At 71.5% G+C, this 15,529-nt stretch carries 12 protein-coding genes and 2 tRNA genes; 11 read left to right on the forward strand and 3 right to left on the reverse strand.

From position 1 onward, the window contains the following. The first annotated feature begins 65 nt into the window (after positions 1-65). From KG111_RS03835 to clpX, 11 genes are all read left to right on the forward strand, one after another. Positions 66-1,433: an NAD(P)H-quinone dehydrogenase gene (locus KG111_RS03835; protein ID WP_205290676.1), complete on the forward strand. Its 1,368-nt coding sequence runs from the start codon at positions 66-68 to the stop codon at positions 1,431-1,433. A gap of 68 nt (positions 1,434-1,501) precedes the next feature. Further along, positions 1,502-2,020, forward strand: a complete 519-nt coding sequence (locus KG111_RS03840; protein ID WP_205290675.1) for a ribose-5-phosphate isomerase — start codon at positions 1,502-1,504, stop codon at positions 2,018-2,020. After that, positions 2,013-2,873: an Fpg/Nei family DNA glycosylase gene (locus tag KG111_RS03845; protein ID WP_205290674.1), complete on the forward strand. Its 861-nt coding sequence runs from the start codon at positions 2,013-2,015 to the stop codon at positions 2,871-2,873. Before KG111_RS03840 ends, KG111_RS03845 begins: the two co-directional genes overlap by 8 nt. Then, on the forward strand, positions 2,870-3,952 hold the full coding sequence (locus tag KG111_RS03850) for a PP2C family protein-serine/threonine phosphatase (protein WP_205290673.1): 1,083 nt from the start codon (positions 2,870-2,872) through the stop codon (positions 3,950-3,952). The genes KG111_RS03845 and KG111_RS03850 overlap by 4 nt, the downstream gene beginning before the upstream one ends. Before the next feature lie 175 nt (positions 3,953-4,127). Continuing rightward, positions 4,128-4,198: transfer RNA gene (locus tag KG111_RS03855), tRNA-Gly, on the forward strand. Between the two features lie 26 nt (positions 4,199-4,224). Then, positions 4,225-4,297: transfer RNA gene (locus tag KG111_RS03860), tRNA-Pro, on the forward strand. A gap of 40 nt (positions 4,298-4,337) precedes the next feature. Next, positions 4,338-5,741, forward strand: coding sequence for a trigger factor (gene tig / locus KG111_RS03865; RefSeq protein WP_205290672.1), 1,404 nt, complete (start codon positions 4,338-4,340; stop codon positions 5,739-5,741). Positions 5,742-5,858: 117 nt separating this feature from the next. Next, entirely contained in the window at positions 5,859-7,049 is a 1,191-nt protein-coding gene (locus KG111_RS03870; RefSeq protein WP_205290671.1) for an esterase/lipase family protein, read from the forward strand. Between the two features lie 164 nt (positions 7,050-7,213). After that, positions 7,214-7,819 carry an ATP-dependent Clp protease proteolytic subunit gene (locus KG111_RS03875; protein WP_205290670.1) on the forward strand — a complete coding sequence of 202 codons (606 nt, stop codon included), beginning with the start codon at positions 7,214-7,216 and terminating at the stop codon, positions 7,817-7,819. Positions 7,820-7,821: 2 nt separating this feature from the next. Further along, positions 7,822-8,427, forward strand: coding sequence for an ATP-dependent Clp protease proteolytic subunit (locus KG111_RS03880; RefSeq protein WP_205290669.1), 606 nt, complete (start codon positions 7,822-7,824; stop codon positions 8,425-8,427). A 105-nt stretch (positions 8,428-8,532) separates the two neighbouring features. Then, a complete protein-coding gene (gene clpX / locus KG111_RS03885; RefSeq protein ID WP_205290668.1) occupies positions 8,533-9,816 on the forward strand; it encodes an ATP-dependent Clp protease ATP-binding subunit ClpX in 1,284 nt (427 codons plus the stop codon). A 117-nt stretch (positions 9,817-9,933) separates the two neighbouring features. On the opposite strand, the gene KG111_RS03890 is transcribed toward clpX, so the two are convergent. From KG111_RS03890 to valS, 3 genes are all read right to left on the reverse strand, one after another. Continuing rightward, entirely contained in the window at positions 9,934-11,091 is a 1,158-nt protein-coding gene (locus KG111_RS03890) for an acyl-CoA dehydrogenase family protein (protein WP_205290667.1), read from the reverse strand. 24 nt (positions 11,092-11,115) lie between these two features. Further along, positions 11,116-12,693: a class I adenylate-forming enzyme family protein gene (locus tag KG111_RS03895; protein WP_205290813.1), complete on the reverse strand. Its 1,578-nt coding sequence runs from the start codon at positions 12,691-12,693 to the stop codon at positions 11,116-11,118. A gap of 181 nt (positions 12,694-12,874) precedes the next feature. Then, entirely contained in the window at positions 12,875-15,508 is a 2,634-nt protein-coding gene (valS, locus tag KG111_RS03900) for a valine--tRNA ligase (RefSeq protein ID WP_205290666.1), read from the reverse strand. Positions 15,509-15,529: the final 21 nt, after the last annotated feature.

Here is a 15,529-nt window from a genome sequence, read left to right on the forward strand (position 1 = left end):
CCCCGCCCGGGGCCGACGTGCCGCCGGCGCGCGGCGGCGCTGTGGTGCGCTGCAAGAATGAGGCCATGGCGCGCGTGGTGATCCTCGGAGGCGGACCGGGCGGATACGAGGCGGCCCTCGTGGCAGCACAGCTCGGGGCGGAGGTCGTGGTCGTCGACTCCGACGGCATCGGCGGCTCGGCGGTGCTGACCGACTGCGTGCCCAGCAAGACCCTGATCGCCACCGCCGAGGTGATGACCGAGCTGGCCGGCGCCAACGAGCTCGGCATCCTCTCCGACCCGCCCCGCGTCGACCTCGGCCGCGTCAACCAGCGGGTCAAGGCGCTCGCCCTGCGCCAGTCCGCCGACATCGAGCGGCGCCTGGACCGCGAGGGCGTCCAGGTCGTGCGTGGCCGGGGTCGCCTCGACGGTCCCGGCCGCGTGGTCGCGGTCTGCGACGACGGCACCGAGACGTCGTACGACGCCGACGCGGTGCTGCTCGCCACGGGCGCCTCGCCGCGGACGCTGCCCTCCGCGCAGCCCGACGGCGAGCGGATCCTGACCTGGGAGCAGGTCTACGACCTCGACGAGCTGCCCACCCACATGATCGTGGTCGGCTCGGGCGTCACCGGCGCCGAGTTCGCCAGCGCCTACCAGGCGCTCGGCATCCCGGTCACCCTCGTCTCCTCGCGTGACCGGGTGCTGCCCGGCGAGGACGCCGACGCCTCGCTGGTGCTGGAGGACGTGGCCAAGCGGCGCGGCATGACGGTGCTCGGCCGGTCGCGGATGGAGTCGGTGACCCGGGACGGCGACGTGGTCACGGTGCGGCTCACCGACGGCCGCGAGGTCACCGGGTCGCACTGCATCCTGGCCCTCGGGTCGGTGCCCAACACCGCCGACCTCGGGCTGGAGGAGGCCGGTGTCGTCCTCAAGGACGGCGGCTTCATCAACGTGGACCGGGTCTCGCGCACCTCCGCGCGCGGCGTGTACGCCGCCGGGGACTGCACCGGGGTGCTGATGCTCGCCTCCGTGGCCGCGATGCAGGGCCGGATCGCGATGTACCACTTCCTCGGCGACGCGGTCGCGCCGCTGGACCTGCGGAAGGTCGCCTCCAACGTCTTCACCGCCCCCGAGATCGCCACGGTCGGCTGGTCGCAGAACGCCATCGACGCCGGCGAGATCGAGGCCGACGCGGTCATGCTGCCGCTGCGAGGCAACCCGCGCGCCAAGATGCAGGGCGTCGCCGACGGCTTCGTGAAGCTGTTCTGCCGTCCCGGCACCCGGATCGTGGTCGGGGGCGTGGTCGTCGGGCCCCGCGCCAGCGAGCTGATCCATCCGGTCGCGATCGCCGTGGCGGAGTCGCTGACCGCCGACCAGGTCGCCCAGGCGTTCACCGTCTACCCGTCGATGAGCGGCTCGATCGCCGAGGCCGCGCGCCGGCTGCACCAGAGCTGAGCGCGGCTGGGCGGTCGCACCTGCCCGCGGTTCGATCCGCACGGGCGACGGATGAGAGAATCGGCGCCATGCGCGTGCACCTCGGCTGCGACCACGCCGGCCTCGAGCTCAAGTCCCACCTGATCAGCTGGCTGACCGACCACGGCTACGAGCCCGTCGACCACGGCCCCTTCGTCTACGACGCGTTGGACGACTACCCCGTCTTCTGCCTGCGCGCCGCCGAGGGCGTGGCGGCGGACCGTGCCGCCGGCCTGGACAGCCTCGGCGTCGTGATCGGCGGCTCGGGCAACGGCGAGCAGATCGCGGCCAACAAGGTCGAGGGCATCCGGGCCGCGCTGGCCTGGTCCGAGGAGACCGCCACCCTCGCGCGTGAGCACAACGACGCCTGGGTCGTCGCCGTCGGTGGCCGGATGCACACCCTGGACGAGATGACCCGCCTGGTCGAGGTCTTCCTCGCCACCCCGTTCCCCGGCGACGAGCGGCACGTGCGCCGCATCGGCCAGCTGACGACCTACGAGACCACCCGTGAGCTGCCCCCGCTGCCCGTCTCCGCCCAGGGGGGCCCGAGCGGGCAGGACGATGCCTGAGGGGCACACCCTCCACCGTCTGGCTGATCGGCTCACCGAGGTCTTCGGGGGCCACCGTGTCCGGGTGAGCAGCCCGCAGGGCCGCTTCGCCGCGGGCGCCGAGCGGCTCGACGGGAGTCGGCTGCTCGACGCCGACGCCTGGGGCAAGCAGCTGTTCGCGCGTTTCGAGGGCGAGCGCTTCGTCCACGTCCACCTCGGCCTCTATGGCACCTTCGACGTGCACGACGACGTCGACGCGGTGCCCGAGGCCGTGGGCCAGGTCCGGCTGCGCCTGCTGCGACCCGCCGCCGAGCGCCCCGCGGCGTACGGCGACCTGCGCGGGCCGACCGCGTGCAAGCTGGTCACCGCCGAGGAGCGCGACGCCGTGGTCGCACGGATCGGACCCGACCCGCTGCGCTGCGACGCCGACCCGGACCGGGCCTGGGCGCGGGTCCGGCGCAGCAGCGCGCCGATCGGCACCCTGCTCATGGACCAGTCGGTGCTGGCCGGCGTGGGCAACGTCTACCGCGCCGAGGTGCTCTTCCGGCACCGCATCCACCCGCTGCGCCCCGGTCGCACGCTCCGGGTCTCGCAGTGGCGCGCGATCTGGGACGACCTCGTCGTCCTGATGACCGAGGGCGTGGGCTCGGGTCGCATCGACACCGTCCGCCCCGAGCACACCCCGGAGGCGATGGGCCGCGAGCCCCGCGTCGACGACCACGGCGGCGAGGTCTACGTCTACCGCCGCGCCGGGCAGCCCTGCCACGTGTGCGGCACCGCGGTCCGCGCCGACGTGCTGGGCGGGCGCAACCTCTTCTGGTGCGCCCGCTGCCAGCCGGTGTTCCGCTCCCGCGCCTCGGGTGAGCCCCGATGAGGTGGGTGCGGGCGCGCTGGGCCCGGAGCCGGTGGGCCCGGCGTCCGGAGCCGTCGGTCCTCGAGAACGCGCTCGTCGCGGTGCTGCTGGCCGTGGTGGTCGTGATCTGCGCCGGGGTGTTCATCGCGCCGTCGACGTTCCCCGTCACCGCCTTGAACCTTCCGCTGGTGGTGGGGGCGGCGACGCTGGGGCCGCGCCGGCTGGTGTGGTTCGGTGCCGCGACGCTGGTCGCGGTGCTGCTCGCCGCGTCGGCGCAGGAGGCGGCCACGGCGCGCACCTACGGGGCGCTGGGGATCACCGCGGTGATGTGCCTGCTGGTGCTCACCATCGGCATCACGCGCAGCCCGATCGGTGCCGGCAACCGCCGCCGGACCTCGATGCTGGTCGACCTGCGCGACCGGGTCCTGGCCCAGGGTGAGATCCCCACGCTTCCTGAGGGCTGGCTCGTGGAGTCCGCCATGGCCTCGGCGGGCGGCGCCTCGTTCGCCGGTGACTTCGTGGTCACCACGCTGCGCGACGAGGGGCGCCGGCTGGAGCTGGTGGTCGTCGACGTCTCGGGCAAGGGGGAGGCCGCCGGCACCCGGGCGCTGCAGCTGTCCGGCGCGATGGGCGGGCTGGTCACGGCGCTGTGCCCGGACAGGTTCCTGCCCGCCGTCAACGGCTACCTGCTGCAGCGGGCCTGGGACGAGGGGTTCGCGACCGCCATCCATCTCTCCCTGGACCTGCACACCGCGGAGTACGAGGTGCGCACCGCCGGCCACCCGCCGGCGGTGCACCGCCACGCCGGCTCCGGGCGCTGGGAGGTGCTCGACAGCGAGGGACCGGTGCTGGGGGTCGTCCAGGACCTGCCCCTGGCGCCGGCCCGCGGCCGCCTGGCCCCGGGCGACAGCCTGCTGCTCTACACCGACGGCATGGTGGAGGAGCCGGGCCGCGACATCGACCTGGGCGTCGCCCACATGATGGGGGAGGCCGAGTCGCTGCTGCGCCGCTCGTGGACCGGCCTGGCCGGTCGCCTGGTCGCCGCGGTCGGCTCGCCCGACGACGACCGCGCCCTGCTGGTCGTGCACCGCCGGGACTGACACCGGGACCAGCACCGGGACCGGCGCCGGGGTGGCACCGCGACCGAGACCGCGGGGGAGCCCGAACCCCGCCTCGGTTGCGGGTGGTCGGAGCCGATGTGGCACCATGACTACCGCTTGCGGGCACTTCGGCGGGGACCCCTCACGGGGGCTCGGACCGGGCCTGTCCGCACGCGGGGATGTAGCTCAATGGTAGAGCCTCAGTCTTCCAAACTGATTACGCGGGTTCGATTCCCGTCATCCCCTCGAAGCGAGCCGGACAGGCCCGCGGACGGGGCGTAGCGTAGTGGCTAGCGCGCCTGCTTTGGGAGCAGGAGACCGCAGGTTCGAGTCCTGTCGCCCCGACTCCATTCCCCCCATCCACCCAAGCAGTAGGAGAACACCTGTGAAGAGCGCCGTCGAGACCTTGAGCCCGACCCGGGCCAAGCTGACCGTCGAGGTGCCCTTCGAGGAGCTCAAGCCGAGCCTCGACGCGGCGTACCAGAAGATTGCGAAGCAGATCAACGTCCCCGGCTTCCGCCGCGGCAAGGTCCCGCCGCAGATCATCGACCGGCAGGTCGGTCGTGGTGTGGTGCTGGACGAGGCCGTCAACGACGTCCTGCCGAAGGCGTACGTCGAGGCGCTGACCGAGAACAACCTGACCCCGCTGGCGCAGCCGGACATCGAGGTCACCAAGTTCGAGGACAACGAGGGCCTGGAGTTCACTGCCGAGGTCGACGTCAAGCCTGAGATCGCCCTGCCCGACTACGAGGGCCTGAGCGCCCAGGTCGAGGACGCGGCCGTCAGCGACGAGGACATCGACACCCAGGTCGACGCGCTGCGCGAGCGGTTCGCCACCCTGATCGACGTCGAGCGCCCCGCCGCCGACGGCGACTTCGTGGTCATCGACCTGGTCGCCACCAAGGACGGCGAGGTCGTCGAGGGCGCCGAGATCGCCGGCTTCTCCTACAAGGTCGGCTCCGGCGGCATGATCGAGGGGCTCGACGAGGCCCTGGTCGGCGCCGGTGTGGACGAGGAGAAGACCTTCACCACCCAGCTCGTCGCCGGCGACCTGGTCGGTGAGGACGTCGACGTCAAGGTCAAGGTCACCCAGGTCCAGGAGCAGGAGCTGCCGGAGCTGGACGACGAGTTCGCCCAGGAGGCCTCCGAGTTCGACACCCTCGCCGAGCTGCGCGAGGACGTCCGCGAGCGCCTGGTCCGCGGCAAGCGCCTGGAGCAGGCTGCCGCCGCCCGCGACGCCGTGCTCGAGGCCCTGCTGGAGAAGGTCGAGGTGCCGCTGCCGGAGACCATGGTCACCGAGGAGCTCAACGCCCGCCGCGCCAGCTTCGAGCAGCAGCTGCAGATGTCCAACATCCCGCTGGAGAAGTACCTCGAGGACGAGGGCCAGACCCAGGAGGAGTTCGAGGCCGAGCTCGAGCGCCGCGTGCGTGACGCGGTCGCCGCGCAGTTCCTGCTCGACGAGATCGCCGACGCCGAGGAGATGGGCGTCGAGCAGGCCGAGCTGACCCAGCACATGATCCGTCGTGCGCAGCAGTCGGGCCAGGACCCGCAGGAGTTCGTGAACCACATGTTCGAGCACAACCACGTGCCGGACCTGGTCCAGGAGATCCGCCGCGGCAAGGCGCTGCAGCTCATCGTCGAGGGCGCGACCGTCACCGACGCCTCCGGCAACGCCGTGGAGCTGAAGAACCTGCGCGGCGACGGCAGCATCGGCGAGCCCGAGGCCCCCGAGGCCGAGGCGACCGAGGCGCCGGCCGAGGAGTCCACCGAGGAGTCCACCGAGGCCTGAGCCTCGCGCACCGCACGTCAGGAGGGCACCGGGTGATCCCGGTGCCCTCCGGCATTTCCGGCACGCGCCACGCAATTCAGTGAACAAATGTGCACTGAAATCGGCTAGCGTGGCTGGATGCCCCGCGAAGCCACCCTCGCCGACGCGCTGGCGCTGACCGCGTTCGCCCTCGACGAGCTCGTCGTCCTCACCGCGCGTGACACCCACTCCGCGCTCTCGCGACGCGCCCACGCGGTGCTGCGGGCCGGTGCGGCGCCGTGCGGCGTGGACGCGGTGACCGACGGCGTGCAGGCGGTCCACGAGGGCGTCGCCGGTCTCGTGTACGGCGCGCTGCGCACCTCCCTGCGTGCCACCAGCGCCGGCCTGGACCGCCTCGGCACGGCAGGGGTCGGCCCCACCCTCGACGCCGGCGCGCGAGGGCGGTTCGTGCGGGCCGCGGTCAACGGGCTGATCGGGGAGGAGCTGGAGCGCGACCGGCCGCACCTGGCGATCAACGCCGGCGTGCGCCACGAGGGCCGCGACGTGCCGCTGACGCGCGCCGGCGTCACCGCGGCGTTCGACGCGCCCACGCCGCGACTCGCGGTCTTCCTGCACGGGTTGTGCGAGAACGAGGACTACTGGCGGCTGCGGCGCGCCCGGCACGGCACGACGTACGCCGAGAGCCTCGCGGTGCGCGGCTGGACGCCGGTCTTCCTGCGCACCAACACCGGCCTGTCGCTGCGTGAGAACGGCGCCGCCACCTCAGCGGTGCTGCAGCGGCTGGTCGAGGCGTGGCCGGGCCCGGTCGGGCGGATCGCGCTCGTCGGGCACTCCCTCGGCGGCCTGGTCGCCCGGGCGGCGACGAGCGTGCAGGTCCCCGACGTCGCCGCACCGCAACGCTGGACCGACCGGGTCAGCGACGTGGTCACCCTGGGCACGCCGCACCTCGGCTCCCCGGTGGCCCGCGCCGCGGACCGCGGCGCCCGCGCGCTCGGTCTCCTGCCGGAGTCCCGCGGCTTCGGCGCGATCATCGACCGCCGCTCGGTCGGCATCCGCGACCTGCAGCTCGGCCTGGGCCCCGAGGCGCCGCCGCTGCCGCACGCCCGCTACCGGCTGGTGGCCGCCACCGTGACCCGCAGCCCGTCGCACCCCGTGGCCCGCCTGGTCGGCGACCTCCTCGTCACGCCGGGCTCGGCCGCGGGCCGGGACCCGCGGCGCGGTGTCGACCTGTTCGACTCCGCCGAGGTGCTGTCGCTGCCCCGCACCGACCACATCGCGCTGCTCAACCACCCGGACGTCTATCCCGCCCTGGAGCGCTGGCTCGGCTAGGCCGACGAGTCCGACCGACCGGGCCTCCGGGTCGGTCGTGGCGCTCGGCGACGCCAAATCCGCTGTCGGCGAACAGGGGAGCCCAACGCGTGGTTTGGGCGGACCCGGCGGCTAGTGTCACCTGCGTGACTCAGATTCCCGGTGGCCCCGAGCGAGGCCCTCAGATGAACGGCGCGTCGGGCATGAACTTCCTCGACGACAACATCTACAGCCGGTTGCTCCGCGAGCGGATCGTGTTCCTCGGCTCCGAGGTCCGCGACCAGAACGCCAACGCGATCTGCGCGCAGCTCCTGCTGCTGTCGGCGGAGGACCCCGAGGCGGACATCTTCCTGCACATCAACAGCCCGGGCGGCTCGGTGGACGCCGGCATGGCGATCTACGACACGATGAACTACATCCCCAACGACGTGGCGACCGTCGGCATGGGCCTGGCCGCCTCGATGGGCCAGTTCCTGCTCTGCGCCGGCACCAAGGGCAAGCGCTACGCGCTGCCGCACGCGCGGATCATGATGCACCAGCCGTCCTCCGGCATGGGCGGCTCGGCCTCGGACATCAAGATCCAGGCGCAGCAGTCGCTGCACATCAAGAAGGTGCTGCTGGAGCTGATCTCCGCGCACACCGGCCAGAGCGTCGAGCAGGTCACCACCGACGCCGACCGGGACCGTTGGTTCACCGCCGACGAGGCCCGCGACTACGGCCTGGTCGACAAGGTCATCAAGAGCGCCAAGGAAGCTTCCGACGAGGGCCGTCCCGCCCACAAGAAGGACTGAGCATGAACTACTACATCCCGCAGTGGGAGGAGCGGACCTCCTACGGGTTCCGCCGCATCGACCCCTACGGCAAGCTGTTCGAGGACCGGATCATCTACCTCGGCTCGCCGATCTCCGACGACGTCGCGAACGCCGTCATCGCCCAGCTGCTGTGCCTGCAGTCGATGAACCCCGACCAGGACATCAGCATCTACATCAACTCGCCCGGTGGCTCGTTCACCGCGCTGACGGCGATCTACGACACGATCCAGTTCATCAAGCCCGAGGTGCAGACCGTGTGCATCGGGCAGGCTGCCTCGGCCGCCGCGATCCTGCTCGCGGCCGGCGCCAAGGGCAAGCGTCTCGCGCTGCCCAACAGCCGGATCCTGATCCACCAGCCCTACACCGAGGGCACCTTCGGCCAGACCTCGGACATCGAGATCCAGGCCAACGAGATCCTGCGGATGCGCGAGCTGCTCGAGAAGATGATCAGCGACCACTCCAACAAGTCGATCGAGGAGGTCAGCCGCGACATCGAGCGCGACAAGATCCTCACCGCCCAGGCCGCCATCGAGTACGGCCTGATCGACTCGGTGCTCGAGTCGCTCAAGACGCCCGCGCTCGTCTGAGCGACCATCGAAGGACCATGACCGCTCCGACGTCGCCACCGTGTCCCGCCCTCATCCGGGCGGGACACGGGGTACCGTCGGGGAGTTCACAGCTGAGGAGGATCCGTGGCACGCATCGGTGACGGTGGCGACCTGTTGAAGTGCTCGTTCTGCGGGAAGAGCCAGAAGCAGGTCAAGAAGCTCATCGCTGGTCCGGGTGTCTACATCTGCGACGAGTGCATCGACCTGTGCAACGAGATCATCGAGGAGGAGCTCGCCGAGGGCTCCGACGTCGAGCTCGCCGACCTCCCCAAGCCCAAGGAGATCTTCGAGTTCCTCAACTCCTACGTGATCGGCCAGGAGCAGGCGAAGAAGTCGCTCGCGGTCGCGGTCTACAACCACTACAAGCGGGTGCAGGCCGGCGTCCAGCCCGGGGTCGGGCAGGGCAAGCACAAGGACGAGGTCGTCGAGGTCGCCAAGTCCAACATCCTGGTCATCGGACCGACCGGGTGCGGCAAGACGTACCTGGCGCAGACCCTGGCCCGGATGCTCAACGTGCCGTTCGCGATCGCCGACGCCACCGCGCTGACCGAGGCCGGGTACGTCGGTGAGGACGTCGAGAACATCCTGCTCAAGCTGATCCAGGCGGCCGACTACGACGTCAAGAAGGCCGAGACCGGGATCATCTACATCGACGAGATCGACAAGGTCGCCCGCAAGGCGGAGAACCCCTCGATCACCCGCGACGTCTCCGGTGAGGGCGTGCAGCAGGCGCTGCTGAAGATCATCGAGGGCACCACCGCCTCGGTGCCGCCGCAGGGCGGCCGCAAGCACCCGCACCAGGAGTTCATCCAGATCGACACGACGAACATCCTGTTCATCGTGGGCGGCGCGTTCGCCGGCCTGGACCACATCATCGAGCAGCGCGTCGGCAAGAAGTCGCTGGGCTTCACCGCCGCGCCGCGCGGCGAGGCCGAGCGTGCGGCCGAGGACCTGCTCAGCCAGGTCCGGCCCGAGGACCTCACCAAGTTCGGCCTGATCCCCGAGTTCATCGGGCGGCTGCCGCTGATCGCGAGCGTCACCCCGCTCGACCAAGCGGCCCTGGTGCAGATCCTGACCGAGCCCCGCAATGCCCTCGTCAAGCAGTACCAGAAGCTCTTCGAGCTCGACGGCGTTGAGCTGGAGTTCACCGAGGACGCCATCGCCGCCATCGCCGACAAGGCGCTGGAGCGCGGCACCGGCGCCCGCGGCCTGCGCGCCATCATCGAGGAGGTCCTCCTCTACGTGATGTACGACGTCCCCAGCCGTGGCGACGTGGAGAAGGTCGTGGTCACCCGCGAGGTCGTCACCGACGACGTCGCCCCCACCCTCGTCCTGCGCGAGAGCAAGCCGAAGAAGAAGTCCGCCTGAGGCCTCGCGGCCCTGCGCGGCGCCTGAGCACACAGCACGAAGCCCCTGCACCCACCGGGTGCAGGGGCTTCGTCGGTCCCGGGACCGGCTCGGGGGGGCGTGCCGGTCCCGGGGGCTCTAGAGCCCCATGTCCTTGGCGATGATCATCTTCATCACCTCGGAGGTGCCGCCGAAGATCCGGTTGACCCGGCTGTCGGCGTACAGGCGGGCGACGGGGTACTCGGTCATGTAGCCGTAGCCGCCGTGCAGCTGCAGGCAGCGGTCGATCACCCGGGTGGCGACCTCGGTGCAGAACAGCTTCGCGGAGGCCGCCTCGGCCGGCGTCAGCTCACCGGCGTCGAGCGCCTCCAGGGCACGGTCCGCGACGGCCTGGGCCGCGTCGACCTCGGCGCGGCAGGCGGCCAGCTCGAACTTGGTGTTCTGGAAGGTCGCCAGCGACTTGCCGAAGACCGTGCGGTCGGTGACGTAGGCCTGGGTGAAGTCGACGGCCGCCTTCGCCTGCGCATAGGCGCCGTACGCGATCGCCAGTCGCTCCTTGGGCAGGTTGTCGCGCAGGTAGTGGAAGGCGCGGTGCTCCTCGCCCAGCAGGTGGTCCACCGGCACCCGGACGTCGGTGAAGGAGAGCTCGGCGGTGTCGGAGACCCGCAGACCGAGCTTGTCGAGCTTGCGGCCCACGGAGAAGCCCGGCAGCGTGGTGTCCACGACCAGCATCGAGATGCCGAAGCGGCGGTCCGTCGGGTCCGCGGGCGCGGTGCGGGCGCACACGATGATCCGGTCGGCCTGGTAGCCGCCGGTGATGAAGGTCTTGGCGCCGTTGAGCACGTAGTGCGTGCCGGACTCGTCGAGCCGCGCGTGGGTCGTCATCCCGGACAGGTCCGAGCCGGTGCCCGGCTCGGTCATCGCGATGGCATACATCGTCTCGCCGGAGATGAATCCCGGCATCCAGGCCTTCAGCTGCTCCGGCGTGCCGAGCTGGAGCAGGTAGGGCAGGCAGAGCGCGACGTGGACCCCCGAGCTGCCCAGCACCACGCCGGCGCGGGCGGTCTCCTCGCACTCGATCGCGGCGTACGTGAACGAGTCGATGCCGGCGCCGCCGTGCTCCTCGGGCGCCTCGATCCCGAACATGCCCAGCGCCGCCAGCTTGCGATAGAGGTCCTTGGGGACCAGGCCGTCGGTCAGCCACTGGTCGTAGTGCGGGACGACCTCTGCCTCGATGAACCTGCGCAGCGTGCTGCGGTAGGCCTCGTGGTCCTCGTTGAAGACCGTGCGCTTCATGGTGCCTCTCTCGGGTTGTTCGAATCAGGCGGTGGGCACCGGTGCGATGCGGATGGCCCGCTTCAGCACCTTGCCGCTGGCGTTGCGGGGCAGCTGGTCGGTGAACTCGACCACCTTGGGGCACTTGAAGTGCGCCATCCGCTCCCGAGCCCAGGCGACCAGCGCGTCGGCGTCCACGGCGCTGCCGGGGCGTCGTACGACGAGCGCGGCCGGGACCTCGCCCCAGGTCGGCGACGGCATCGCCACGACGGCGCACTCGGCCACGTCGGGGTGCTCGACGAGGACGCGCTCCACCTCTGCGGGATAGACGTTCTCCCCGCCCGAGACGAGCATGTCCTTGAGCCGGTCGACGACGTAGAGGTAGCCCTCGGCGTCGAGGACGCCGATGTCGCCGGTGCGCAGCCACGCGCCGCTCATCGCGGCGTCGGTCGCCTCGGCGTTGCGCCAGTAGCCGCTCATCACGTGGTCGCCGCCGATCCAGATCTCGCCGCGCTCCCCGGGCGCCACGTCGCTGCCCAGCACCGGGTCCACGACGCGCAGCCGGACGCTGCCGAGCGCACGGCCGCAGGAGGTCAGCAGGTGCGGACGCTCCAGGCCGGCGAGGTGGTCCTCGTGGGTCAGGATCGTGACCCCGCCCGAGGACTCGGTGAGGCCGTAGCTCTGCACGAACTTGCAGCCGAGCACGTCGATGGCGCGGCGCAGCAGGGGAGTGGGCATGGGGGCGGCGCCGTAGATGACGTAGCGCAGGTGCTCCCAGGCGCCCGGCTCCTGGCTCTGCGGCATCTCCACGAGGCGCTGCAGGACGGTGGGCACCACGACGGCGTGGCTGACCCGGCGCTCGCGCAGCGTGGCGACCAGGTCCTCGGGACCGGCGGGGGTGAAGGTGATCAGCTCGGCGCCCACCAGGGTGGCGACGAGTGCCAGGCCGAGCCCGGAGATGTGGAAGAACGGGATGGGTGCCATCGCGACGGAGGTATCGTCGAGCTCGAGGAGGTCCTGCACGGCGGCCAGTGCACGGGCCATGTTGTGCCCGCTGAGCACGACGCCCTTGGGGTTCCCGGTGGTGCCCGAGGAGTAGAGGATCAGAGCCGGCTCGTCGCCGCCGCCGTCGGCTGCGGGGTCGGTCGCCGGCACGTCGGCGGTCCAGGCGGTGAGGTCCTCGGGCGCGGCCGACACGACCAGCGGTCGGGCGGTGGAGGCCTGCACGGCCGGGCGGTGGTGCTGGTCCTCGGCGCCGAGGAACACCGCCCGCGGCGCGGCGTCGTCGAGGATCCAGGTGACCTCGGCCGGCGCGAGCAGCACGTTGACCGCCGTCGCGACGGCGCCGGCCTTCGCGGCGCCGTACAGCACGGCCAGGAACTCCGGCGAGTTGCGCCCGATGTAGGCGACCCGGTCACCGGGCCGCACGCCCTCGCTCACCAACCGGTGGGCGATGCGGGAGGAGAGCTCGTCCAGCTCCGCGAACGTGGCCGCGCCGGCGGCCGTGGTCATCGCGCGGGCGGTGGGGCTGACCTGCGCACGGGCACGGACGATGTCGGCGAGGCGGGTCAGTGCGGTGCCGTCGGGCAGGCGGGAGGTGGACGGCGTCGTTGTGGGCGGCATCACACCAGAGAAGATACCTACCGGTTGGAATGTAACGCAAGACACGTCCCCGGGTGTCGGGCGACCGGCACCCGAACGGGACCTTGGCCCCGGCTTCGCTCGTCGAGCACGCAGAGGTCCCCGGGCACACCCGGGGACCCCTGCGACGGCTCAGCGGCCGGTCAGGAACCGGCCGGGCGGGTCACTCCGCCGGCTGCTCGGCGATCTCTGCGGTGACCTTCAGCTCGGTCGCGGCGTCGTCGACGGTGAACACGAGGTCCCCGACGATCTTGCCGGCGGCGACCAGGTCGGGCTCGGCGATCCGGGCGGCGGCGATGACGGCCTCGGGGCCGGTGATCTCGACCCGGGAGAGCGGGGTCTTCATGTTCACCTTGGCCTGGGACTTCGCGCCGCGGATGCCGGCCAGGGCTGCGGAGACCTGGTCGATCACGGAGCCGTCGGTGGCGGCGGGGGAGCCGAGCTCGTTGACGGTAGGCCACGGGGCGCGGTGCACCGAGCCCTCCTGCCACCACGACCAGACCTCCTCGGTCACGTACGGCAGGAACGGCGCGAGCAGCCGCAGCTGCACCTGCAGCGCCCCGGCGAGGGTGGCCCGTGCGGAGTCCGAGGCGTCGGAGGAGTCGGCGTACGCGCGCTCCTTGACGAGCTCGACGTAGTCGTCGCAGAACTCCCAGAAGAACTTCTCGGTGACTTCGAGCGCGGTGGTGTAGTCGAAGGCCTCGAACGCGTCGGTGGCCTTGCGGATCACGTTCGCGAGCCGGCCCAGCAGGGCGGTGTCGACGGGCTGGCTGACCCGGGAGGCGGCGAACTCGGTGGCGCCCACGCTGCCGAGGACGAACTTGGAGGCGTTGAGCACCTTCATCGCCAGCCGGCGGCCGACCTTCATCTGGGTCTCGTCGAACGGCGAGTCCAGGCCGGGGCGGGCGATGGAGGCACGCCAGCGGACCGCGTCGGCGCCGTACTTGCCGAGGATCTGGTCGGGGACGACCACGTTGCCCTTGGACTTCGACATCTTCTTGCGGTCGGGGTCGACGATGAAGCCGGAGATCATCGCGTGCGACCACGGCGCCACACCGTTCTCGAAGTGGGCGCGCACGACCCGGGAGAACAGCCAGGTGCGGATGATGTCGTGGGCCTGGGTGGCCAGGTCCATCGGGAAGACCCGCGCGAACAGGTCGGGGTCGGACTCCCAGCCGCCGGCGATCTGCGGGGTCAGCGAGGAGGTGGCCCAGGTGTCCATCACGTCGGGGTCGCCGATGAAGCCGCCCGGCTTGCCGCGCTGGTCCTCGGTGTAGCCGGTGGGCGCCTGCGTGGACGGGTCCACGGGCAGCTGCTCCTCGCCTGGCAGCAGCAGGCGGCTGTAGTCGGGCTGGCCCTCGTCGTCGAGCGGGTACCAGACCGGGAACGGGATGCCGAAGAACCGCTGGCGCGAGATCAGCCAGTCGCCGTTGAGGCCGCCGACCCAGTTGTCGTAGCGGTGCTTCATGTGCGGCGGCAGCCACTCGATCTGGGCGCCACGGGCCAGCATCTGCTCACGCACGCCGGCGTCGCGGCCGCCGTTGCGGAGGTACCACTGCCGGGTGGAGACGATCTCGAGCGGCTTGTCGCCCTTCTCGTAGAAGTTCGCCATCCGCTGCGTCGGCTTCGGGTCGCCGTCCAGGTCGCCGCTCTCGCGCAGCTTGGCGACGATCGCCTCGCGCGCGGAGTGCACCGTCTTGCCCTTGAGGTCCTCGTACGCCGCCGAGGCCTGCTCGGAGCCCAGCCACTCCGGCGTCTCCCGGGTGAACCGGCCGTCGCGGCCGATCACGGTGCGCACGGGCAGCTGCAGCTCACGCCACCAGGTGACGTCGGTGAGGTCGCCGAAGGTGCAGCACATCGCGATGCCGGCGCCCTTGTCCTTCTCGGCTGCCTCGTGGGCGAGGACGGGGATCTCGACGCCGAAGACCGGCGAGGTGACGGTGGTGCCGAACAGGTCGGCGTACCGCTCGTCATCGGGGTGCGCGATCAGCGCCACCACGGACGGGATGAGCTCGGGGCGGGTGGTCTCGATGAACACCGGGCTGCCGTCGGGCTTGTGGAAGCTGACGCGGTGGTAGGCACCGGCGTAGTCGCGGGCCTCCAGCTCGGCCTGGGCGACGGCGGTCTGGAAGGTGACGTCCCACAGCGTGGGCGCCTCCTGCAGGTAGGCCTCGCCGCGGGCCAGGTTGCGCAGGAACGCCCGCTGGCTCGCGGTCTGCGCCTTGGCGCCGATGGTGGTGTACGTGATGTCCCAGTCGACGCTGAGGCCGAGCGTGCGCCACAGCTCCTCGAAGACCTTCTCGTCCTGCTCGACCAGCTGCTCGCACAGCTCGATGAAGTTGGGCCGGCTGATCGACACCTGCCGCTTCGGGTCCGGCTTCTCCGGCGGGGTGAAGTCGGGGTCGTAGGGCAGCGAGGGGTCGCAGCGCACGCCGAAGTAGTTCTGCACCCGGCGCTCGGTCGGCAGGCCGTTGTCGTCCCAGCCCATCGGGTAGAACACCGACTTGCCCTGCATCCGCTGGAAGCGGGCGATGAGGTCGGTGTGGGTGTAGGAGAAGACGTGGCCCACGTGCAGGCTGCCGCTGACCGTCGGCGGCGGCGTGTCGATGGAGTAGACGTTCTCGCGGGGCTGGGTGCGGTCGAAGGTGTAGGTACCGTCGGCCTTCCAACGCTCCGCCCACTTCGCCTCGAGCCCCTCCAGCGCGGGCTTTTCCGGTACGGCCGCGCCCGCGGGCGCGGGCGTCGCCTGCGTCTCCGGGGTCGGGTCCGGTGCCTGGGTGCTGTGCTGCTCGGTCATGCTTCGAATCCTATGGCGGCG

Origin of the sequence: Nocardioides faecalis (assembly GCF_018388425.1) — a bacterium.
GTDB classification, from domain to species: domain Bacteria; phylum Actinomycetota; class Actinomycetes; order Propionibacteriales; family Nocardioidaceae; genus Nocardioides; species Nocardioides faecalis.